Annotated in this window: 23 protein-coding genes; 5 read left to right on the top strand and 18 right to left on the bottom strand. The window is 61.9% G+C overall.

The genetic code is table 11. The features are described from left to right. Nucleotides 1-12 precede the first annotated feature (12 nt). From PQQ96_RS07085 to PQQ96_RS07065, 5 genes are all read right to left on the bottom strand, one after another. Nucleotides 13-1,290, bottom strand: a complete 1,278-nt coding sequence (locus PQQ96_RS07085; protein WP_408290331.1) for an RNA polymerase sigma factor — start codon at nucleotides 1,288-1,290, stop codon at nucleotides 13-15. 4 nt (nucleotides 1,291-1,294) lie between these two features. Next, nucleotides 1,295-1,702, bottom strand: coding sequence for a VOC family protein (locus tag PQQ96_RS07080; RefSeq protein ID WP_408290329.1), 408 nt, complete (start codon nucleotides 1,700-1,702; stop codon nucleotides 1,295-1,297). Nucleotides 1,703-1,786: 84 nt separating this feature from the next. Then, on the bottom strand, nucleotides 1,787-2,314 hold the full coding sequence (locus PQQ96_RS07075; protein ID WP_408290328.1) for an SRPBCC family protein: 528 nt from the start codon (nucleotides 2,312-2,314) through the stop codon (nucleotides 1,787-1,789). A gap of 61 nt (nucleotides 2,315-2,375) precedes the next feature. Next, nucleotides 2,376-2,789: a YciI family protein gene (locus tag PQQ96_RS07070; RefSeq protein WP_408290327.1), complete on the bottom strand. Its 414-nt coding sequence runs from the start codon at nucleotides 2,787-2,789 to the stop codon at nucleotides 2,376-2,378. Between the two features lie 154 nt (nucleotides 2,790-2,943). Continuing rightward, nucleotides 2,944-3,297, bottom strand: coding sequence for a YciI family protein (locus PQQ96_RS07065; RefSeq protein WP_408290325.1), 354 nt, complete (start codon nucleotides 3,295-3,297; stop codon nucleotides 2,944-2,946). 254 nt (nucleotides 3,298-3,551) lie between these two features. Between PQQ96_RS07065 and PQQ96_RS07060 the strand changes: the two genes are divergently transcribed. Next, a complete protein-coding gene (locus tag PQQ96_RS07060; protein ID WP_408290468.1) occupies nucleotides 3,552-3,716 on the top strand; it encodes a glycine zipper 2TM domain-containing protein in 165 nt (54 codons plus the stop codon). Nucleotides 3,717-3,948: 232 nt separating this feature from the next. Beyond that, entirely contained in the window at nucleotides 3,949-5,916 is a 1,968-nt protein-coding gene (locus tag PQQ96_RS07055) for a hypothetical protein (RefSeq protein ID WP_408290324.1), read from the top strand. A 29-nt stretch (nucleotides 5,917-5,945) separates the two neighbouring features. On the opposite strand, the gene PQQ96_RS07050 is transcribed toward PQQ96_RS07055, so the two are convergent. Continuing rightward, entirely contained in the window at nucleotides 5,946-6,164 is a 219-nt protein-coding gene (locus PQQ96_RS07050; protein ID WP_408290323.1) for a hypothetical protein, read from the bottom strand. A 346-nt stretch (nucleotides 6,165-6,510) separates the two neighbouring features. Then, nucleotides 6,511-6,825, bottom strand: coding sequence for a hypothetical protein (locus PQQ96_RS07045; protein ID WP_408290321.1), 315 nt, complete (start codon nucleotides 6,823-6,825; stop codon nucleotides 6,511-6,513). A gap of 375 nt (nucleotides 6,826-7,200) precedes the next feature. Between PQQ96_RS07045 and PQQ96_RS07040 the strand changes: the two genes are divergently transcribed. After that, nucleotides 7,201-7,614, top strand: a complete 414-nt coding sequence (locus PQQ96_RS07040; RefSeq protein ID WP_408290319.1) for a RidA family protein — start codon at nucleotides 7,201-7,203, stop codon at nucleotides 7,612-7,614. A 97-nt stretch (nucleotides 7,615-7,711) separates the two neighbouring features. Here the strand turns inward: PQQ96_RS07040 and PQQ96_RS07035 are convergent, their stop codons facing one another. The 6 genes from PQQ96_RS07035 to PQQ96_RS07010 form a co-directional block, all read right to left on the bottom strand. Continuing rightward, the gene (locus PQQ96_RS07035) at nucleotides 7,712-8,062 is read right to left on the bottom strand and encodes a copper-binding protein (protein WP_408290317.1); all 351 of its coding nucleotides are present in this window, start codon (nucleotides 8,060-8,062) and stop codon (nucleotides 7,712-7,714) included. Then, on the bottom strand, nucleotides 8,062-11,265 hold the full coding sequence (locus PQQ96_RS07030; RefSeq protein WP_408290316.1) for an efflux RND transporter permease subunit: 3,204 nt from the start codon (nucleotides 11,263-11,265) through the stop codon (nucleotides 8,062-8,064). The genes PQQ96_RS07035 and PQQ96_RS07030 overlap by 1 nt, the downstream gene beginning before the upstream one ends. After that, nucleotides 11,262-12,794: an efflux RND transporter periplasmic adaptor subunit gene (locus PQQ96_RS07025; protein WP_408290314.1), complete on the bottom strand. Its 1,533-nt coding sequence runs from the start codon at nucleotides 12,792-12,794 to the stop codon at nucleotides 11,262-11,264. Before PQQ96_RS07025 ends, PQQ96_RS07030 begins: the two co-directional genes overlap by 4 nt. A gap of 11 nt (nucleotides 12,795-12,805) precedes the next feature. Continuing rightward, nucleotides 12,806-14,101 carry a TolC family protein gene (locus tag PQQ96_RS07020; protein ID WP_408290313.1) on the bottom strand — a complete coding sequence of 432 codons (1,296 nt, stop codon included), beginning with the start codon at nucleotides 14,099-14,101 and terminating at the stop codon, nucleotides 12,806-12,808. Between the two features lie 92 nt (nucleotides 14,102-14,193). After that, nucleotides 14,194-14,556, bottom strand: a complete 363-nt coding sequence (locus tag PQQ96_RS07015) for a hypothetical protein (RefSeq protein ID WP_408290312.1) — start codon at nucleotides 14,554-14,556, stop codon at nucleotides 14,194-14,196. 136 nt (nucleotides 14,557-14,692) lie between these two features. After that, nucleotides 14,693-15,166 (bottom strand): hypothetical protein, encoded by a 474-nt coding sequence (locus PQQ96_RS07010; RefSeq protein ID WP_408290310.1) that lies wholly within the window; start codon nucleotides 15,164-15,166, stop codon nucleotides 14,693-14,695. A gap of 939 nt (nucleotides 15,167-16,105) precedes the next feature. On the opposite strand from PQQ96_RS07010, the gene PQQ96_RS07005 reads away from it, so the two are divergent. Then, complete coding sequence (locus PQQ96_RS07005) at nucleotides 16,106-16,579, top strand: GNAT family N-acetyltransferase (protein WP_408290309.1); 474 nt, start codon at nucleotides 16,106-16,108, stop codon at nucleotides 16,577-16,579. A 36-nt stretch (nucleotides 16,580-16,615) separates the two neighbouring features. Continuing rightward, the gene (locus PQQ96_RS07000; protein ID WP_408290307.1) at nucleotides 16,616-16,966 is read left to right on the top strand and encodes a DOPA 4,5-dioxygenase family protein; all 351 of its coding nucleotides are present in this window, start codon (nucleotides 16,616-16,618) and stop codon (nucleotides 16,964-16,966) included. A 51-nt stretch (nucleotides 16,967-17,017) separates the two neighbouring features. Here the strand turns inward: PQQ96_RS07000 and PQQ96_RS06995 are convergent, their stop codons facing one another. The 5 genes from PQQ96_RS06995 to PQQ96_RS06975 form a co-directional block, all read right to left on the bottom strand. Further along, nucleotides 17,018-17,329 carry a high-potential iron-sulfur protein gene (locus tag PQQ96_RS06995; RefSeq protein ID WP_408290466.1) on the bottom strand — a complete coding sequence of 104 codons (312 nt, stop codon included), beginning with the start codon at nucleotides 17,327-17,329 and terminating at the stop codon, nucleotides 17,018-17,020. Between the two features lie 29 nt (nucleotides 17,330-17,358). Then, nucleotides 17,359-18,048, bottom strand: a complete 690-nt coding sequence (locus PQQ96_RS06990; RefSeq protein ID WP_408290306.1) for a nitroreductase — start codon at nucleotides 18,046-18,048, stop codon at nucleotides 17,359-17,361. A gap of 225 nt (nucleotides 18,049-18,273) precedes the next feature. After that, nucleotides 18,274-18,996 carry a PepSY-associated TM helix domain-containing protein gene (locus PQQ96_RS06985; protein WP_408290304.1) on the bottom strand — a complete coding sequence of 241 codons (723 nt, stop codon included), beginning with the start codon at nucleotides 18,994-18,996 and terminating at the stop codon, nucleotides 18,274-18,276. Continuing rightward, nucleotides 18,993-19,676: a Fe2+-dependent dioxygenase gene (locus tag PQQ96_RS06980; protein ID WP_408290302.1), complete on the bottom strand. Its 684-nt coding sequence runs from the start codon at nucleotides 19,674-19,676 to the stop codon at nucleotides 18,993-18,995. The genes PQQ96_RS06985 and PQQ96_RS06980 overlap by 4 nt, the downstream gene beginning before the upstream one ends. 77 nt (nucleotides 19,677-19,753) lie before the next feature. Then, on the bottom strand, nucleotides 19,754-21,967 hold the full coding sequence (locus PQQ96_RS06975) for a TonB-dependent receptor (RefSeq protein ID WP_408290300.1): 2,214 nt from the start codon (nucleotides 21,965-21,967) through the stop codon (nucleotides 19,754-19,756). Nucleotides 21,968-22,381: the final 414 nt, after the last annotated feature.

Raw genomic sequence — 22,381 nt, 5'->3', positions numbered from 1 at the left:
GTTGCCTACGGTTCAATGCGCGATGCCGCGCGCGGCACGCTCGAGCAACAGCTCACGCTCGCGCGCATTGCGCGTCATGGCCGCGGCGCGTTCGAATTCGGCGCGCGCCTCCTCCACGCGGCCGAGTTTCTCCAGCAGATCGCCGCGCACGCTCGGCAGCCAGTGATAGTTCGCGAGCGCCGCATCGGCGGCAAGCGCATCGACGATTTCCAGACCGGCAGCCGGCCCGAACGCCATGCCCACTGCCACCGCCCGATTCAATTCGACTACCGGCGAAGGCGCCACCTGCGCCAGCGCGTCGTACAGCGCGACGATCTGCGCCCAGTCGGTGTCTTCGGCACGGCGGGCGCGCGCATGACACGCCGCCAGCGCCGCCTGCAACGCATACGGGCCGCTCGCGCCGCCCAACGCGTGCGAGGTGGCGAGCGCAGCCAGCCCGCGACGGATCAGCAGCGGGTCCCAGCGGCTGCGATCCTGGTCGAGCAGGAGCACCGGCCGGCCCTCGGCATCGGTGCGCGCATGCGTGCGTGAGGCCTGGATTTCCATCAACGCGACGAGGCCATGCACTTCGCTTTCGTCAGGCACGAGCCCGCTCAGCACGCGCCCAAGCCGCAGCGCTTCCTCGCACAACGCCGGACGCATCCAGTCGTCGCCGGCCGTGGCCGAATAGCCTTCGTTGAAAATCAGATAGATCACCTGCAGTACCGACGCGAGTCGCGGCGCACGCGCATCCGCTTGCGGCACCTCGAATGGCACCTTGGCGGCAGACAGCGTGCGCTTGGCCCGCACGATGCGCTGCGCGATCGTCGGCTCGGGCACGAGGAACGCGCGCGCGATTTCGTCCGTGGTGAGGCCACCGAGCAGACGCAGCGTCAGCGCGACACGTGCGTCGGTGGATAGCACCGGGTGGCACGCCGTGAATACCAGCCGCAGCAGGTCGTCGCCGATATCGTCGGCGCGTGCGGCATCGAGGCTATCGACGAAATCCGGCACGAGGTGCGCCTCCAGTGCGTCGAGATCATGGCCCAGCTCTTCGCGCTTGCGGGCATGCAGCGCTTCCTGGCGCAAGCGGTCGAGGGCGCGGTTCTTCGCAGTCGCCATCAGCCACGCTCCCGGATTGTCGGGTACGCCCGCGTCAGGCCAATGTTCGAGCGCCGCCACCAGCGCGTCCTGCGCCAGCTCTTCGGCGAGCCCCACGTCGCGCACGATCCGCGCGACGTGGGCGATGACCTTGGCGGACTCGATCCGCCAGACTGCCTCGATGGCACGATGGGTGGCCGGCTTCGTCACGGGATCAGCCCGCTGCCTTGGCGTTCGGGTCCATGTAGATCAGCTCCCAGATGTGTCCGTCGATATCTTCAAAGCCGTGCCCGTACATGAAGCCGTAGTCCTGCGGCGCGCGCGGCACCGCGCCGCCGGCGGCAAGCGCCTTCGCGACCAGCGCATCCACGTCGCCCCGGCTCTCACATGACAGGCCCACCAACGCCTCGGTGCTTTCCTTCGGATTGCAAAGCGACTTGCGCGTGAAAGACTTGAACAGGTCCTTGACCAGCAGCATCGCGTACAGGTTCTCGCCGAGGACCAGACATGCGGCCTGCTCGTTGGTGAATTGCGCATCGAAGCTGAAGCCGATCGCGCTGAAAAACGCCTTCGACCGTTCGAGGTTGTCGACGGCGAGATTGACGTAGATCTGCTTATGCATGATGGAATCCATTGATCCGGTTGTGTGCTCGCTGAGGCAGCCCATTGCGTCACAATGCGCCGCCTATGCAACGATCCCGCGTATTCAGCTTGCCTCGGCCAGCGTTTTCAGGTTGCCCAGGCCGTCTTCGAAATCCTTGCCGACCATCCGGTCCATGCTAACGAACACCTCGATCAGCTTCGACAGAAACGGCGAAGGTCCATGCATCGCCCAGGTGACCTGAGTCGCGCCGCCCTCCGGTTTCAACGTGAAATCAGCGATGTTATGCGCTTCGTACGGCTTGATGAAATCGAGGTTCAGCGTCACGCTCGACGGCGCCGCCGTATCGACGATTTCCATCTGCCCCACGCCGACTTTGTCGCTTTGCCACGCGTAACGCGCCCCCTTGCCGCTTGGCGTGCCGCTGTAGGTGCCTTGCGTCGCGGGATCCTGCCGCAGGAATGGATTCCAGCGATTGAATTGATGCAGGTCGTCGATCAGCGCGTAGATCCGCTCAGGCGGCGCCTCGATGCGCACGCTGCGTTCAATGCGAAAGTTGTCGGGCCGCGTCGCCGCGTAGATGAGCACTAGACCCACCGCCGCGACGACGGCGATCAGAATGGCTTTGAGCATGATGAATCCTTTCGATGTGGCCGGATCGGCGCCGCGTTCGGCGCTCGGATCGGCGTCGGGATCAATGTTTGGCCGCGTCCAGCTTTTGGAAACGCTCCAGTTCCGGGCTCGGCTCGAAGTCTTCGAGTTCCATCAACTGCCGCACTTCGATTTCACCGTCGGCCTGCTCGCCGAACGGCGCCGGAAACCGCCGCGCCCATTCCATGGCTTCGTCGCGGGAGCGAACCTGAATCAGCGTGTAGCCGGCGATCAGTTCCTTGGTTTCCACGAACGGACCGTCAATCAGCGTGCGCTTGCCCGCGTTGTAGCGGATGCGCCAGCCTTTCGAACTCGGTTGCAAGCCGGTTGCGTCGAGTAGCACACCGGCCTTGGCAAGTTCTTCGTGGTAGGTGCCCATCGCGCCCATCAGGGCCGCTTCAGGCATCACGCCGGCTTCGCTGGCGGCAGTCGCCTTCACTATGATCATGAATCGCATCGCAATCGCTCCTTGAGTGACGAGTGGTAAGTGGCGAGCCGTTATCTGTTTGCTGGCTCCTTACTCACACGACGAGCGATGCGCGACCGGATCGACATATTTGTCGTCGGTTCAGGGAAAACCCTGGAAAATAGCCGCGAATGGGCGAGCCCGCTTACATGAAACAAGGTCCGAGCTTGCGGACTTCGACGGTGCACCATGAGGCCGCCGGGCAGGCTTGCGCAATCTCCAACGCTTCTTCCCGGCTCTCACAATTGAGCAGGAAGAAACCGCCGATCATTTCCTTGGCTTCGGCGAACGGGCCATCGAGCAGTTTGGGCTTTCCATCGCGCACCTGCACGCGCACGGCGTCACTGGCGGAGGTCAGCGATTCGACTGCGACCAGCTTGCCACGCTCTTTGAGGTCGGCGGCAAAACGCACCATCTGGTCGTAAACCTCCCGCCCGGCCTGCTCGCCGCGTTCGATGCGTTGATTCGGGGGTTCGACGATAAGCAGCATGTACGACATGGCGTCTCCGATTGATCGCGCCGCGGACGTGAACGCCAGGCGGGCGTACCACGGCAAAAACGCGCTTGCAGTTGGGTTGCGAAGGGCAGTCTAGCAAGCGCGGATGGGTCCAGCAAACCCGTTTCAGCGCCCCAGCGGCAATGGACCGTGAACCCTACGGACACTCGTAATACAGACGCGGGCATGGGGATTGCTGCCCCGTTGTATCGACACACATCCGAGGTGACATCATGCGGAACCTATCTGGTCTGGGCATGCTTGCAACGATATTGGCGCTGCTCACAGTCACGACCGGCTGCACCCTTGGCGGTGCGGCGGCGGGCGGTGTCATCGGCAACGAGGCGACCGATCACAGCGCGGTCGGCACGGTCGGCGGCGCGGTAGTCGGCGGGGTTATCGGACACGAGTTGGGCAAATAATTGAAACGCTAAACGGCTCTTCCCCGGCGCGCGACACAAGCGCGCCGCTTTGAAGTATTCTCCGAACTCGCTAAAGCCCGTCATGAATGTGCCGTTTATCGATTTATCGATTAATGGCTGCAGATAATCCGCATTCAATCCGGCGCTAGCGCGCGGCAATCACAGCCGCACTCATCGGCATAATCTGCCGAAAGAACAAACGAAACATATAAGCAGAGCATCGGGGAAATTCATGCATCGATCGTTAGTGCGCACCGGCGTCGCGGCCGCCGTGGCCTTTGTCTTGTTCCAGCTCGGCGGTTGCGGCGGCGGCGGTTCCAGTAGCTCGACGTCTTCGAGCGCGCCGGCGGCGGTTACGGCCACGTCGGTGGGCGGCACGGTCGCCGCCGGCACCGCTTTAGTCGGCGCGACCGTCACGCTGACCGATGCGACCGGCGCTCAGGCGACGACAACCACCAACACCCAGGGCGCGTACACGATCTCGGTCAAGGGCATGACCGCGCCGTTCCTGATCGTTGCCGCCGACGCCGCCGGCATCTCCGCCCCGCTCGTCTCCGTGCTCGCCAAGCTGCCGACGGGCACCGCGCCGGCTGTCGCCAACGTCACCACGCTGACCACCGCGATTGCCGCCATGCTGACGGCCTCGGGCAACCCGCTCGACCTCGCGTCCGCCACGGCGCTGGCCAAGGTGACGCTGCCGTCCGTGCAGATCGCCACCATCACGCTCGACACGATACTCGCGAAAATCCTCGCGCAGAACGGCATCCCGACGGCGGGCTTCGATCCGATTGGCGCGGCCTTTACGCCGAACCACACCGGCGCCGATGCGGTGATCGACACGGTGTCGGTGGTGTCGGCGGCTAACGGCGGCTTGTTGCTGCTGTCGAATGCGGCGCCAGGCACGACTGTCGTGCTGAACAACCAGACTGCCCAGTCGGCCACGCTGGCAGCGCCCCCCGCAGCAGCGAACTATCTGGAGCCGCTTGCGTCCCTGCTGACTTCCTGCGCGGCGAACGGCACGCTCAACACGTTGTGCTCGCCGGCAATCGACTCCGCCTACCTCGAAAGCGGCTCGACCGATCTGGCCGTAGCCCACGGTCTGACCGATGCGGTCTTGACTGGTGCGGTGTTCGGTTCGCCGAAGACGCTCGCCTTCTTCACGCGCAACGGCAAGCAGCTTGCGTTCGTGCAGTTGCCGTTCACGCTGGCGAGCGGCGCGGCAGCCGGTGTGCTCTACACCATCGTGCAACAGCTCCCCACGCCCGTCGCGCTCGGCAACGGTACGCAACTCGGCTGGGATCTGATCGGCAATCAGTCGCAATTCGCTGTGTCGATCATGTCGCAAATCCAGCGTCGCACCTTCCTCGATACGAAGCTGAATGACGTGAACCGTTACGAGTCGGGTCTCAAGATTTCGATTCCGACCACCTTGAATCCGACGGTGTATTCGGCTTCCGTTACGGGACCCGGCCTTGCTGCGCCGGTCTGGCTGATGCTGCGCAATGCGGTCGGCATCAGCTCGCTGGGTCTGTCGGATCTGCCGTTGAACGCGGCGCCGGTTGCACCGGCGCTGACCAACAGCAATACGGAGCTGTATCGCTGGTCATGGCAGTCGCTGTCGTCAACCGCGAACTTCACGCCGCCGGCCTCGAGCGGCTCCTATTCGGCGCAATCGATCGACGCAAGCACCGTGCCGCTCTATGCGACCTACACCGTCACGTTCTACGACCAGAACGGCGCGCAGCTCGGCCAGTCGTCGATCATCAATCCGGGCAGTCCGTTGAACGCGGCAGCGGGCAGCGCGGTCGCGTGGCCGACGCTGCTGCCGAGCTTCGCGACCCAGTTCCTCACGCCGAGCGGGTCGCTGGCCGGCGTGCAGTACGCGATGAGCGTGACGTGGTCGAGCGTTGTGACAGGACCGAGTCCCACCTATCCGGTGACGTCCGTCCAGATCCAGGCTTACCCTGGAACGGACTACGGTTCGACGACTGCAATCGACGGCTTCTCGATCGGCGCACCGAACAACACGACGGTCGCTCAGTATCAAACTACCGTCTTCGCGAGCGTCAATGCCGCGGGCGTGCAGACTTGCACGAATTGCCCGTTCCCGCCGTTGACGTCCGGTGGTTCGCGAGTCGTGCAGTTGGGGGGTGGGCAGAATGGGATCACGTACTACGATATGACGCAGTACAACAATTAGAGGCAGGACCCGGGTCTGGCAGCTTCCCACTAACCGTGGTTATCTATCCAGGCCCGCGCCCAAGACAGCCCGGCTTGTTGCGCTTCATCTTCGGTATCGAAATGGCCAAGGACGCCTGACGCCTCAATAAAGGCATTGTTTTGAGTGATAGTGCCGCTTGACGCATAGCGCTCCAGCTGAAGAATGTCTTCTTGCTGAAGTATGGCGTGGCCCCATATCGCATACCCCTTGTAGCGCTCAGCTTCCATCAGCGTGATACCTCGACACGAGCATTGCGTGCATCGACGCGAAGGATATTCCCCTCTGGCGTGATCTGCCGGGGGATATCAAGTACATCAGGAGCAAGCGTTCTCGTTGCTTCGCCGGACGGCGGTTGCTTTGCGATCGTCTTCGCGACTGCGGTGGGAGCGCGATGTGCCCGTGTCTTGACCAGATGCGGCACGCGCCGCCTCTGCGTTGGCACCTTCGGCACGCCTGTTCCTTGATGCAACCCACCGCGTGCTTCGGGCGGGTTCCAGATTTCTATGTAGTGCTCGCCCGCGAATGCGGACGACATGCATACCAGGAGAAGCAACCCGAATCCAACCCGTTTCACTATTCTTTCTCCTTGGTGACGCGCTTCAATCTGTCGCCGCAGGATACATCCCCTCCGACGCACGAACTGTCGCAACCGTCACAGTAGTGGCGGTCGCGCACGGCGCCGTCAACACGCCAGACATCCGTTTCCGTCAGGCTAGCGGTTCCCACCGAAAGGCCGTTCTCACATGCATAAAACGTCGGCTCGCCCGCCTTGCCGCGACGGATGGCCTCATCAATTTCCCGTTCGCCAAACGCCGACTTCAGGTCGGCGACAAACGCGGCAATTTCCGGCATCGGGTGGCTGACAGGCTTGCGAACGTGCATATCCATGAAGCCTCTCCCGAAAAAAGTGCCTGCTCGCCGGTGCGAAAATCGATGCGAAACACTGTACATTCATACAGGTATTTTCGCAATCCAAAAATCCTCCCCCTATCCGTTCCGGAAGTAATACCCCGCCCCCTGGTGGGCGTCGCAGCTCGCGCCGTGCCGGTGAATCAACAGGTTTGCCACAGTTGCGTGACGTAGGTGGGAGGATGGAAACGACTCGACGTTGGCGCTCCTGACCAGCCCCGTTGGGCCCGGACACTTGCGTTCTACCTGTGCGCGGGTTTTGCCGAGGTTGGACCACGGTTACGTCTTGACTTGTGATGCTGCCCGTCAGGCAAAATTGGCAGTACCAGAACACGAACTTCGTAGAGGTAAAAAATGAGCAAGATTGAGCGCCTGCGATTGCCCGAAAACGATGAGACGTTCGGCGGCAACAAGATCTTCGACCTTTTCCAATATTCGCCTGCTGTGTCGGCGAACGGTCTGGTCTTCATTGCAGGGCAGGTAGGGGTGCGAGCGGACGGGACCATTCCGGTGTCGGTTGAAGAGCAAATTGATCTGGCGTTCAAGCGTGCCGAAGTCATTCTTCGCAACCTCGGTCTCGACTTTACCGATCTCGTTGAACTGGTTTCGTATCACGTGGACGTAGCGTCACAACTCGGTGATTTCCGGGCCGTCAAGGAGCGCTATATCCGTTCCGACTTCCCTGCATGGACGATTCTCGGTGTGGCATCACTGGCGCGTCCCGAGTTGTTAATCGAAATCAAGATGGTCGCGGCGCTGCGAAAATAACGTCGAAGTCTTGCAGCACATTGCGTGTTGACTTAACCGCAGCCCTGCAAACTCGCAGGCCAAAGTAACAAGCCCGCGAGTTTGCATCAACAACGCGTCACGACGCCTTTTCCAGTTTCACGATGGTCAGCGTGCCGTCGACGTCTTCAATACGGACCTTGACCTTGTCGCCTTCGTGAATCTGTTTGACCATCGAGGCATCTTTCGCCTTGAAGGCCATCGTCATCGCCGGCATCCCAACGTTGCGCAGCGCGCCGTGTTTCAACGTGACCATGCCGGAGGCCAGGTCGACCTTTCGCACCTCCGCGTCAGTGAGCGCCGCATTCGCCGACTCCGTTGAAGCCGCCGGCTTCGTGGACATGTTCATCCCCGCCATATCATCGCCCGCAAACGCAGGTGCCGCAGCAATGGCACCAAGAGCAGCAAACGCAACAATCCATTTCTTCATCAAATCTCTCCAGTTTGAGTAGCCGGCACGGTTGTGCCGGAAGGTACTGCATGAGAAAGCCGCGCGTCGGACAGACGCTTCGCGCGGCGGCGCTGCAGCAGAAACCACGCTGCCGGAATAACCAGCATCGAAAGGATGGGGGCCGTGATCATCCCGCCGACCATCGGTGCAGCGATGCGCTGCATGACTTCCGAGCCTGCGCCGTGTCCGACCATGATGGGGATGAGACCGGCCAGCACAACGGCGACCGTCATCGCTTTCGGACGCACACGCTGCACTGCCCCCTCTCGGATTGCATCGAGAAGCAGCGCTTCGGTCAGCGGCTCGCCTGCGTCGAGCCTGCGATTCAACGCGCCCTTCAGGTAGAGCAGCATCACCACGCCAAACTCCGCAGCCACGCCCGCGAGCGCAATGAATCCCACCGCCGTCGCGACCGAGACGGCATGCCCCAGCATCCAGATGAACCAGAAGCCGCCGACCAGCGCGAAAGGCACTGTCGACATCAGCAGCAGAGCGTCGGCAACGGAGTTGAACGTCCGGAAGAGCAGCACGAAAATGACCACCAGCGTCACGGGAATAACGGTGCGCAGCTTCGCCGCCGCTCGCTCCAGATATTCGAACTGGCCGGACCACGCAATGGAATACCCCGCGGGAAGCGTCACCTTCTCAGCGACCGCACGCTGCATCGCCTGCACGGCCGAATGCAGGTCCGTGTCGCGGATATCGACGTACACATAGCCGGCGAGCCGCGCATTCTCACTGCGAATCATCGGCGGACCATCGGCAATCGTGATGTGCGCCACGTCATCCAGCCGGATTTGCGCGCCACGGTCTGTCACGACCGGCAACTCGCGCAGCTTCTCGAGCGAATCGCGGATCTCGCGTGGATAGCGGATGTTGATCGGAAAGCGCTCCCGGCCGTCAATGACCTCGCCGACGTTTTCGCCGCCGACCGCGGTGGACACGATCGACTGGATGTCGGCAACCGCGAGGCCGTAGCGTGCCGCTGCCAGCCGGTCGATATCGACGTCGATGTATCTGCCGCCGTTCAACCGTTCGGCCAGCGCCGAGGTCACGCCCGGCACGGCCTTGACCGCCGCTTCGACCTGCGTTTCGACCTTATCGATTTGCCCGAGGTCGGGGCCCGAAATCTTGATGCCGACCGGCGTCTTGATACCCGTCGACAGCATGTCCAGGCGATTGCGGATAGGGGGAACCCACACGTTCGAGAGCCCCGGCACTTTGACGGTGCGGTCCAGTTCATCGACCAGCTTCTCCGGCGTCATGCCGGACCGCCATTCCTTGCGCGGCTTGAACCGGATCGTGGTCTCGAACATCTCGAGCGGTGCGGGGTCGGTCGCCGTGTCAGCGCGGCCGGACTTGCCGAACACGGTTTGCACCTCCGGGATGGTCTTGATGAGCCGGTCAGTCTGCTGCAGCAGTTCACTCGCTTTCTCCGCCGAGATGCCTGGCAGTGCCGTCGGCATATACAGCAGATCGCCTTCGTCGAGCGGCGGCATGAACTCGCCGCCGAGTTGCGAAAGCGGAATCACCGACGCGGCGAGCGCAACTACCGCCAGACCGATGGCGCGCCACGGACGGCGCAACGTGGCCTCCAGAAGCGGCCGGTACAGCCTGATCAGCACCCGGTTGATGGGATTCGCGTTCTCGTGCGGAATGCGGCCACGGATCAGCAAACCCATCAACACCGGCACCAATGTCACCGACAGCCCCGCCGCTGCTGCGATCGTGTAGGTCTTCGTGAACGCCAGCGGAGAGAACAGCTTGCCTTCCTGGCCTTCGAGCGAGAACACCGGGATAAACGACAGCGTGATGACGAGCAACGAGAAGAACAGCGCCGGCCCGACCTCGGCAGCCGACGTGGCAATGAGTTCCCAACGTTCAGCCGAAGTGATCGCCCTGCCGGGATGCTCAGGCTCAAACGCTTCGAGATGTTTGTGCGCGTTCTCGATCATCACGATGGCCGCGTCGATCATCGCGCCGATGGCAATCGCAATGCCGCCCAGCGACATCAGATTCGCGTTCACGCCTTGATACCGCATCACGATAAAGGCGGTCAGCACGCCCAATGGCAGCGACAGAATGGCGACGAACGCGCTGCGCAGATGGAATAGAAAGACCGCGCAGACGAGCCCGACGATGATGAATTCCTCGACGAGCTTGTCTTTCAGGTTGTCCACCGCGCGTTCGATAAGCTGCGAGCGGTCGTACGTCGTCACGACTTCGACGCCCGCAGGCAGCGAACGCTTCAGCTCGGCGAGCTTGGCCTTCACCGCGTCGATGGTCGTCAGCGCGTTCTTGCCGGAGCGCATCACGACAACGCCGCCTGCGACTTCGCCCTGGCCGTTCAGCTCCGCGATGCCGCGTCGCATCTCGGGTCCGATCTGAATGCGCGCGACGTCGCCAAGAAGCACCGGCGTACCGGCTTCGTTCGTGCGCAGGACGACATCGCGGAAGTCATCGAGCGTGCGCAGATAACCGGACGAACGCACCATGTATTCGGACTCCGCCATCTCGACGACTGAGCCACCCGACTCCTGATTCGCCTTGCCTAGTGCGTCGGCGACCATCGCTTGCGTGATGCCGTATGCGCGCAGTTTGTCCGGGTCGAGAACAACCTGATACTGGCGCACCATGCCGCCAATGCTCGCGACCTCGGACACATCCGGTACTGACTTCAGCTCGAACTTCAGGAACCAGTCGTTCAAGGCGCGAAGCTGTCCCAGGTCGTGCTGTCCGGTCCTGTCGACGAGTGCATATTCGTAGACCCAGCCGACCCCGGTGGCATCGGGCCCGAGCGATACCGTCGCGCCTCGCGGCAGCCTGCTCTGGACCTGGTTCAGATACTCGAGCACACGGGAACGCGCCCAATACTGATCGGTTTTGTCGTCGAACAGGACATAGACGAACGCGTCGCCGAATGACGAATAGGCGCGAATGGTCTTCGCCCCCGGTACGCCCAGCAGCGTCGTGGTGAGGGGATATGTCACCTGGTCTTCGACGACCTGCGGCGCTTTGCCAGGATACGAGGCCTTGATGATGACCTGCGTGTCGGACAGATCGGGCAGCGCATCAAGCGGCGTTTGAGTCACCGAGTAGACGCCCCATGCCGTAACGAGCACGGTGGCAAGCAGCACCAGAAAGCGGTTGTGGATAGACCACCTGATAAGACGCGCGATCATTGGGCGCCTCCTACCGGATCGACTGTCGTCAACTGGTAGCCGCTGTCCGTCTGCCGGAATCCGAAGTGCACCACATCACCGGGTTTTGCGTCCGGAAAAGCCGTTGGCGATGGTTTACCGAATGCCATCGTCATCTTGCCCCAGCCCAAGGCTGGGACCGGTTGGTGGGAGAAGGTGATGTCTTCGGCGGTCACCTTTTCGACCCGGCCGGTGCTCTCGTAAGTTTGCGACACGCCGTTCGCAGTGGGAGCAGACGCAGGCGCACCCGGGTCTGCGTCTGCGCTCCCCTCCATGCGAGGAAGAACCGATTTCAGGCTGGCTTCCGAATCAATCAGAAACTGACCAGACGCCACCACCTGGTCGCCATCTGTCAGGCCGCTCAACACTTCGGTTTCGTCGCCGGCATCTTTACCGACAGTGATATTCACCGGCTGCAAACGGCCATCCCCGTTCCTGACGATGACCACGCTGCGCCTGCCGGTCGTGATGACCGCCTCGGACGGGACGAGCAGACGCGAGGCAGGCTTCTGCGCGCCGACCCGCACGCGCATCAACATGCCGGGCGTCAGCCTGAGCGCGGCGTTGTCGATCTCGAGGCGTGCCTGCAACGTGCGGCTGCTGGTGCTGATGCCCGGCAGAATTTCACGGATCTGGCCTTTGAAGCGCTGGGTCGGATCTCCGGCAAATGCCGCATCCACCGTCATACCAGGCTGCACACTGAGCGCCAGGGATTCCGGTATCTCGACGATGAGCCACAGCGTCGAGAGGCCTGCGACCTTGGCGAGCGTCTGCCCGGGCGTCACCATGGCGCCGTCGCGGACGTTCAGCCCGCTGACAACGCCCGTTTCGGGTGAGGTCAGCACGACATGCGTCTGCGCCTTGCCGGTCCGGTCGAGATTCGCGACGACACCGTCGGGAATCGACATCGCCCGCATGCGCGCGCGAGCCGCGTCGAGCATGCTGCTGTCCATCCCGCTGCGTTTCAGTGCCAGATACTCCTCCTGCGGCGCCAGCCAGTCCGGCACAAAGAGCGACGCGATCGGCGCACCTTTCGCGATCCGCTGCAGCGGTGCGCCCGCATACAGGTGGTCGATGTAGCCCGTGACGCGCGACTGCACGACGTCAGTGCGCGATTCGTCGAATTGCGTGGTCCCGACGGCATCGAACCCTTCGGCGATGTCCTGCCGGCGCGCCGTTGCGTAGCGGATACCGAGGTTCTGCTGCAAGCCTGGGTCGATTTTGATGCCGCTCGTGCCCGCGTCATCGGCGAAGACGGGTTCAAGTTGCATGTCCATGAAAGGCGACTTGCCCGGTTTGTCGAAATGCTGATTCGGAACCATCGGGTCGTGCCAGTACAGCACCTCGCGCCCCGTCTTCGGGTCGATCTTGCCGCCCGTGGCAGGCGTCGCGGCGGCAGACGCTGAGGCCGCCTGCACGGCATGACGCACGCCGGACAGGTAGCCTGCGCCTAATAGCGCCGCGGCGGCGAACGTAACAAGGGCCGCGCGCGCCAGTTGTTTCTTTTGCATGGTGTTCTCCTTCACTGGCTGACGGACATCGACGCGGGTACAACCTGGTATTCGAGCTGGGCCCATGTCTGGGACACCTCGCGCCGAAGATCAAGCACCTGTAGCTGAGCGTCGAGCAATGCCCGTCGAGCAGCAAACGCGTCCGCGAGCGACCCGCTACCCGCCTGATAGGCCGCGGCAGCAAGCTGGACGCGGCGATCCGCAGCGGGCAGCAGGAAGTCGGTGAGATGGGTGATGCGCTCGCGGCCGCTGGCAAGCGTTGCCGACTGCGTGCGGATATCCGCTTCGACTTGCCGCTGCGCGTCTTCGTACATCAGGCGCGCTTTGGTGCCGAGTTCCGCCTTCTCTGCGGCGTCGCGGTCCTGGCGATTCTTGCGATTGATTGGCAACGGAATGCTGACGCCGACCGAAACCATGTTCGAGTACTGCCCACCGCGCTGCTGATAAGAGACTTCCCACGTCCAGTTGGGACTGCGGTTGCTGTTGGCGACGGCCGTATCGGCGTCGGCGACTGCGATGTCCCGCGAAGCGGCAACGAGAACCGGTTGAACGTCACGAAGCTCGTCGAGTGGCAGGGACGCAACATACGATTGCGGCGCGGGCGGATCGCCGCTCACATCGACAACGGGCGTGGCAGTCCAGCGGGACAGGCCGATCAGTGCGGTTTGAAACGTCTGTTGTGCTTTGAGCAGCTGATCCTGCGTCTGCGCGAGCATCGCCTGGGCTTGCACGACATCGGCTGCCGTTGCCTTGGCTCCTCGGTAAGACGCTTGTGTCGCATCCAGTTCGTGGCCCATATGACGCACGAGGTCCTGCTGCAACGCGAGCGCCTGCTTTGCATAGACGGCGTTCAGCCATGCAGCCGCCGTTTGCTGCCGTGTATTCACGAGCTGCGCGAGATATCCGGCTCGCTCGCGGTCTACCACATCGTCCGCCCGGGCGGCGCTCAGGCGGCGTTTGTCAGCGGATACCCATTCCTGTTCGATGCCGATACGGCGCATCGTCATGAAGTCCTGACCGATGGTGAACCGTTGCGCTCCGTTCACCGGCAGGTTGTCGATACCGGCTTTGAGCATCGGGTCGGGCAACTGCCCGGCCCGGACCGCGGCATCGGCACTGGCGCGCACGGATGCCTGTGCGGCGCCCATAGCAGAAGAGCGGTCGGTCGCGGCCTGAAGTGCCGCATCGAGCGTATAGCTTGCTTCCTGAGCGTGTGCCGCGCCGCTCGCGAAAATCAGCGCGGCGAAAAGCGAGCGCGCGCGCAGTGGTGCACGCCGGCTTGACGGCGTGCGAAGAATAAATGGCATGTTCTAACCCCAACGGCGAACTCCCAAAGGGAGTTCACGTCCTGGACGCAGGACGACCTCACCGCAAATGCGGTGAACCTGTCAGCAAGGGATTAGATGGCGCGAGGAGGTCGCCACAAGCCGGTCGGCTCACGGACCGGCAGTGACTGCGTGTAGTGGAAAACAACGGTGCTCGATAACCCGGCAGGCCGGGTTATTCCGGTTAGAGAGACCGGGTGATACAGACTGCCGAGCTGGCATTGCGCCGTCACTTTGCAGAAAAAGCCTTTGGCCTTTTCGGTCTGCGATGAAGGCATGGACTCGCAGCCGGGCATGTCAGCCGACATCGAATTGCCCTCGTCGGCGCTCATGCTCATCTGCATCGGACATTCTCCAGTCAAGCCGCTAGCCGCCAGCCCGCTAATGGGCAGCGCAGCGCACAGCAGCAACAGGAGCAAAGTCCGCAGAAATTTCATGACCGGGATTATAGCCGCGGTGTGTTAACCGGGTGAGTCGGATTGGCTAACGACAGGATTTGCGTTGATGTAAAAAAACGCCCCATGTGGGGCGCTTCTTATTTGTGCGTGAGTCGCCGCAGAGCCGCGACGCGGCTTAGACCACCGCTTCGACAATCGCCTGCGTACGAGCGGATCTCATCAGTCCCTCGATCATCTTCGCTTCCGCGTTCGCGATCTCGCTCAACGATGCGTGGACCAGTTGCCCATCCAGAATCGCCAGTGCCGTGCAAAGGCGGGCGTATTCGCTGTCCTCGAGCAACCAGGCGCCGTCGTGATGCTCACGCGCATCGAGCTGCACCATCGCCGCATGTGCGCTTTCGATATCGGCAATTACGTCTTCGCCGAGACCAAGACGCGCCAACTCCTGCGAGACCAGCAAATGCCGGCTCAAGGTCAGGTGCAGATCCCGCGAGCCTTGCCCGCGCCGGAATGCATCAAGGGCGGTGTAGCACTGCAGGAGCATCGCCGTGGTGATCGGCTCGTGGGCCGTACGGCTATAGGTCAGCGCACGCAACAGCGGGGACATGGCCGGCTGGGTGTGCTTGCGGACTCGCGATTTACTGGACATATCGATTCAACCTCCTTCGCTAACTCTCGGCTCTACCACCGAATGCTGTGCTCTCCGGTGGCAAACGCCGCCGTGCGCCGGCGGCTTGACAGGCCCTTAATGTGAGTCTGTGTAGCCATCATGGCAAGCAACTATTAAGACAGACTTAAATAACCAAAAGTCTCGATTGTGCGCGGCATCTCGCCGCGTGCGAGCAAACTTTCCGCAGCAGCTAGCCCGGCATGCAACGCTGCCATATAGGTTCGGACCCGCCAAATACAAGTCTCACCTGCCGCATTGAAGAAAAAAAGCCCTATTCCCGCGAGGGAACAGGGCCTGACAGGATGGGGAAGAGTCGTACAGGCGCGTGGATGCTTGCCGACCTATAACCACCACCAACTAGCAAAGACTACCAAAGCTGTTGCTACTTACGCTGCTGCTACGTTGCTACTTGTACTGCAACTGCAACTGCTATCGCGTTACAGCGTGGTCCCTCGCCTTCAACATCGCCTCGCTGCACCCCCCTGCTGATTCGCGCGCGTTGTTGCTTCGTTTTTGCTTCGATCGCGCACTGTTTGCATTGCTTCGACTTCCTACTGCTTTACTGCCCTGCCACGTTAGAAAACCGCGGCAAACTGCCATCAACGGTACGGTTCAAAACAACGCGGGGGAAGACCGCGTCGATGGGCTCGGTGACTTGTCGCTCCATGGAAAACAGTCTATCTGCGCGTGCCCGAATGCAATTGGGCGAAGCGAGGGGAATTGGCAGGCCAGTTTGCTGAATCGGTGTAACGTGCCTATTTCGTCAGATGTGAAATGCGCGCGGAGCCTGTCGCCACGACCACGGCGCAAACGAGAAAATGAGTGACCGAACGCTACCGCATGGCAAAAAAAGCACGCCGGACACGACACTTCACGACAGTCCTTACTAGCCACCCGAACGCCGAAAACGTTACCGACATGTCCGCTCAAGAACCTGCCCTCACCCTGCGCCCGGCGCTAGAAGCCGACGAACGCTTTCTTTTCGACCTTCGCAAAGCCACCATGACGGAGCATCTGGCGCGCGCCGGTGAACCTACCGACGATACCCAGCATCGCGCGCGTCTGCGCTATCGCTACGATGCGGCACAGGTGATTTGCGTCGACGGCGAGCCGGCCGGTTTGCTGAAGGCGTATCGCACCGAGACCGAGTGGTTCGTCATGCAAGTGCAAATTGCGCCCGAGCATCAGAGCCGTGGGATCGGCGAGCGCGTGCTGCAAACCGTCTTGCAGGCCACACAGGCCGACGCATTGCCGGTCACCCTCAAGGTGCTCAAAGACAATCCCGCGAGGCGTCTCTACCAACGCCTCGGCTTCGACATTGTCAATGAAGACGAAATACAGTTTCACATGAGACGCGCGCCGCACGCGTCGGCGAAAACTCAAGCAGAATGACTGTCTGATAAAAACGGAACCGCAATAGACCCTGCCATGACCCTTCGCGACACCTCAACCATCGAGAGCTGGCACGCTCACGTTTACTTCGATTCAGGCAGCCGCGACGCCGCGTGGACCTTTCGCGAGCAAATCGAAGCGCACTGGAACGGCAAACTGCAAATGGGCCGCTTTCACGAACGCCCGGTCGGGCCGCATCCGATGTGGTCGTATCAGCTTGCATTCGCGCCGGAGCAGTTCGCCGAACTCGTCGGCTGGCTCACGCTGAATCACGGCGCGTTCGATATTTTTCTGCACCCGAATACGGGCGACGCCTTGCGCGACCACCGCGACGCGGCGATATGGATCGGCCATTCGCATGAGCTGGTACTGAGCGCCCTGAACTAAGACCAAGGCGTTCTTGGATCACACATACCGGCGCGCGGGCCGCTTGTGCGATCACATATTCGAATACGAACTGCACCAGCCGCGCGCGGCGACCTGCTTGTCACCGAACAGCGTGCAGCCCCCGTAGGCGTCGGTGGTTTTACCCTGGAATAGCGAGCAATTGGCGCAGGTCTGTCCAGCAGCGTAGCCAGGGAATTTCGCCTTGTCGACCTTTGATGCGTCCTCCTTATAGCCGACGGCTTGCGCCTTCGGATCGGCTTCGCTCAGTGTGTTCGCGGAATCGGCGAACGCGACGCGGGTTAGCACGAGCGATGAGCTCAAGCCCACACCCAGCATCAGAAAATCGCGGCGTGAAGTTTTCATCATGGTCCGATGGGAAGTGGGGATGCCGGTCAATCGAGGAATTGCGTGAACCGTTCAACCGGTTCGCGATGGGTGCGTAGCGTATTGACGAGCGCGCTTTCGTCGGCGAAACCGAGCGACATGCCGCACACCAGTTGCTCTTCGGCCGGCAGACCGAGATGCTCGGCGATCACCCGGTGAAACGGTGTAAATGCGGCCTGCGGACAGGTATCAAGACCACGCCCGCGCGCCGCCGTCATGATCGCTTGCAGGAACATGCCGTAGTCGAGCCAGCTACCGCGTTCCATCACCCGCTCGATCGTGAAGAACAGGCCGACCGGCGCGCCGAAGAACCGGTAGTTCTGCGCATGCTGCTCATGCATGCGCGCCTTGTCGCCCTTTTCGATGCCCAGCAGGCCGTACAGATCCCAGCCGATCTTGCGGCGGCGGTCGATGTACGGCGACACCCATTGATGCGGGTAGTAACGATACTCTTCCTGATAGAGCGCATCGCGCCGCGGGTCGTCATAAGCCGCGACCAATGCCTGCGAGAGGCGCACGAGCGACTCGCCCGTCACCACATACACTTTCCACGGCTGGGTATTGGTGCCCGAGGGCGCTCGGCTGGCGGCTTCGAGTATCGCTTCGATATCGGCGCGCGCAACTGGCGTGGGCAGAAAGGCACGGATCGAACGCCGCGACATCAGCGCGGCGTCGACCTGATTGGGGGATGTGGTCATCGGCGGAATTCCGGCAGGGCCAACGGTTTTGGCGGTCTGCGAAGATTCTAGCGCGAGCGCCCGGTTTCCCGCTGGCGGGCGTGCAGGGCGCCGGGCATGCGAGCCCGTATCCGTGATTACGCGCATCACGTACTGGCCTCTGGCGTGATGTCTGCGTTGCGCCTGGCGTAGGCGACGTCTAACGCGGCGCGCGCTGCTTTGAACACGCCTCGCCCGCCGCGTTCTTTAAATCAGCCCCACGCATACAGCAGCGACGATCGACCCCACCACCAGCACCGCGCCGACGGTTTTGCGTTTGTTCAACTCCGTCCAAAGCAGGACGCCTGTGAGCGACAGCAGAATGATGCTGCCCGCCAGCGTATCGATCAGCAGCACCCAGCCAACGCTCAAGCCGACGCCCTTGTGCAGATTCGTGAGCGTCGCGAGAAACGAATTCTCGCTGCGCTTGACCGTCACGTAACCGTTGCCGACCCAATACTCAGCGGCCGTGTTCTCGTGCGGCGACGCGAAATTGAGCTGCCAGTGCTCGGGCTGGATCATGCTGCGGTCACCCCACGCGACCGGATGCGCCGGTTCTTTCTGCGCGCGCCCCGGGCTGCCGGCCAGTTTCAGTTCCTGCTTGAGCCACTTGCCGAGTTCCCGTGGCGTTTGCGGCGCCGGTTGCGGCAACGGCACCTGCACGACCGACACCTGCGGCTCCCCGGTCGACACCCTGAGCGGACCACCACGATGGTTCAGCAGAAAACCGGTGGTGCCAAACAGCAAGCCCAGCGCCGCGCCCCACAAACCGATCCAGCCATGCACTTTACGCAACCATTTAACGAAGGTCGCGCGGCGCGAGCGCTGCTGCCGTCCTTTCAGTTCGCCGCGGTCGAGCCGCTGCGGTTCGCTCGCCGCAACGTCGATGACTTCAGCCGGTTGGAATTCAATAGTCTCGGGGACGCTCACGTTTCGCTCCAGGTACGCAACAGATTGTGATAGCAGCCGACCAGGCTACGGCGCGCGGCATCGTCCGCATGGGTGGCATTCAGACGTTGAATCGCCGTGTCCATATCGAATAGCAAGGCGCGCTGCGCGTCGCTGCGCACGAGGCTTTGCACCCAGAAGAAGCTGGCGAGGCGCGCACCGCGCGTGACCGGCGTGACCTGATGCAGACTGGTGGCTGGATACACGATCATGTCGCCCGCTGGCAGCTTGACCTGCTGCACGCCGTAGGTGTCTTCGACCACGAGTTCGCCGCCGTCGTATTCGCCGGGTTCGGAGAGGAACAGCGTCACCGAGACGTCCGTGCGCAGCTTCACGCCGTTGGGCAGCACCCGCACCGCACCGTCCACATGGCTGCCGAATTGCATGCCGCCTTCGTAACGATTGAAGAGCGGCGGATAAACCTGGTTCGGCAACGCCGCGCTGATAAACAGCGGATTGCGCTCGATCGACGCGAGAATCACATCGCCGAGTTCACGCGCGAGCGGTGAATGCTCCGCGATCTGCTGATTGCGTTTGACCGGCGCGCCCTGATAGCCGGCGGTCGCGCGGCCGTCGACCCAGGCGTCGCCAGCGCTGTCGAGCCGCTCGCGCACAAAGCGCAATTGCTCCGCGTTCAGTACATTAGGAATGTGCAGCAGCATCTTGAGTTTCCTTGGCCCCGTTGAGTGGGCCTGCCGTTTGCGAGAGCGGCAAGCCTACCGCATCAGTGAGGCACGCTTCAGAACCGGTAGTCGACCGTCGCCAGCAGCGTGCGTCCGATACCCGGCACGGAGCGGCCGCCGTCCGACTGGATCAGCGCGTCGTAGTACATCTTGTTGGTCAGGTTCAGCAGATTCAGCCGAACGTCGTATTTCTTCGCGTGGTAGGCCGCGGTCGCATCCCAGCGGGTGTAACCCGGAACCTGCACGTAATTCGTGTTCGACGCATAGCGCGGCGACATATAGGTCGGGCCGCCGCCGATTTCCCAGTGCGGCGTGATCGCGTAAGTGCTCCAGAGCGTCAGCGTGTTGCGCGGCGTGTTGGCCGGTACATGCCCTTGCGTTCCGTCGAGCGCCTGCAGGACGATGGCGTCCATGTACGTGTAGCCGCCGAAAATCTGCAACTTGTCGGTGATGTGACCGGTCACGCCGGCCTGGAACCCCTGGACGCGAATATCGCCGTCGAGTTCGTATTCGGTCGGCGAAACTTGCGTGCGAGCGTTGGTCATCTCCTCGTGGAAGAACGCGGAAGTCACCGACAGATTGCCGCCCAGCAGATCCCACTTGCTGCCGACTTCATACGACTTGGTCGTCTCCGGCGCAAGGTTCTGCGTCAGGTTGGTCACCGTCAAGGCTTCGAGCGACGGATCGAACGACGTGCCATACGACACGTAGTACGACTGCCAGTCGTCCGGCTGATAAATCACCCCGGCGCGAACACTGGTGAAGAAGTTGGTCTGACTCGCATAGGCCGGCAGGCTGATCGTGTTGTGGATCTGCGCCTGGAAGCGATCCCAGCGCAGGCCGCCGATCACCTTCCAGTGCTGGCCGAGCGACACCGTGTCGTTGACGTAGCCGGCGATCTCATTTGAGCCGGAATTGGCGTAGTTGCCGACCGTCGTGGTGACGCCCGCGGGCGTTGACAGATACGCCGGATCCACCATCGAGACGACCGGCAAGTTATTGCGCGTGTACGCCTGGTTCGAATAGCTGTCGTGGTCGAGTTCGATGCCGGCGATCAGGTCGTGCTTGATCGGACCGGTGTTGAATTTGTATTCGAGCGACGTATCGTTGTACAGCGCGTGGTTCTCGATCACACGGTCGTGGCTTTGCAACTTGATGAACAGTTGCGACGGCGACAACGTCGTGTAATTACCGTTGGTCAGCGCGGTGCTGCTCGCAAGCGGCCCGGTTAGCACCGATTGCGCCGCGGTTTCGCGCGCATCGGTCAGCGAGTGCGAGAACTGCGTCTGGTTTTGCAGCGTGAGGTCGTCCGAGAACTTGTGCTTGATGCCGGCCGTGAAGGTCTGGACATCCTGGATCGTACGGTCGGAGGTCAGCCCGTAGAAGGTGTTCTTCGGCACAGGCGCAGGATGCCCGTTCAACGCCTGCACGCCGTAGTCTGGCATGTCGTAGTTGTGCTGGATCAGCGCCGATATCGTCACTTCGGTCGGCGTGCCGATGCCGAAGCGCACTTCCGGGGCAACGCCGTAGTCCTTGTTCTTCATCTCGTCGCGCGTCGAACCGAGGCTTTGGCCGAATGCATTCAGGCGAATTGCCGAGGTGTCCGTCAACTGATGGTTGACGTCGACGGTGCTGCGATAGCGATCGTCGGTACCGACCGTGCCCGAGACTTCCGCCGAGTCCTGCAGGTTCGCCTTCTTCCTGACCTGGTTAATCACGCCGCCGGTGGAGCCACGGCCGAACAACATCGACGACGGACCGTACAGCACTTCGAGTTCTTCGAGGTCGAAGGTGTCGCGATAGTACTGGTTACGATCGCGGAACCCATCCAGATAGATGTCGTTCTGCGCGGTGAAACCGCGCAAGTTGATGTTGTTGCCGATCTGACCACCTTCGGCCCCGCCAATGGTGACGCCCGGTGCATTGCGCAGCGCGTCCTGAAACGACGTGGCGCCTTGAGAGGCGAGCACCGACTTGTTGATCACCGTCACGGTCTGCGGAATGTCGCGCAGTGCGGTGGGCGTCTTTGCGCCGATCGTCGAGCGTTCTGCCTGGAAGTCCTGATGTTCGGCTTGCGCCGCGATGCCGATGGTCGGCAAGGTCGTCTTATCGGCCGTCGTATTCGCCGGTGCGGCCGGTGCGTTTGGAGCCGACGGCTGCGACGTGGTTTGCGACGTGGTTTGCGGCGCGGTCTGCGCGATGGCAGGCGTGGCGAATGGAACGGCAAAAGCTAGCGCTAACGCAGTCGCAAGCGGCGTGTGATTGAACATGGGAAATCCCGTCGGATGTGCGCTTGCCAGATCCGCACGTTCGACTCGGAATCAATGACAAAACCGCAATTTGGCTGGCTGCCTGTCTCCTGCTTGGCGCGAAGACGGCGGGATGGCTGGCTAGTGGTTAAATGAGAATCGATATCATTCCACATGCATAAACCCGCAGCAATCGCGCTGAAGGTTACTTGGTGTAATGGAATTGTTTCGGATTTTTACGAATGTATGGAGAACGTAATTCTCACGTTTCCGCAATCGGAATAACATTACGCGTTTGTAATGTCAGGCATCCCGATACATGGCAACTACGAGTATTTGCCAGACAAATAGACGGACCTATTTATGTCCTCGATCAACCCATCAACTTCTCTCAATTCTGAGCGGAGTCGATCTACCCGACCCGGATGGCGCAGC

Origin of the sequence: Paraburkholderia sediminicola (genome assembly GCF_046027825.1) — a bacterium.
Lineage (GTDB): Bacteria > Pseudomonadota > Gammaproteobacteria > Burkholderiales > Burkholderiaceae > Paraburkholderia > Paraburkholderia sediminicola_D.
The sequence above is the reverse complement of the archived record's forward strand: the minus strand, read 5'-3'. Positions and strand labels throughout refer to the sequence as shown.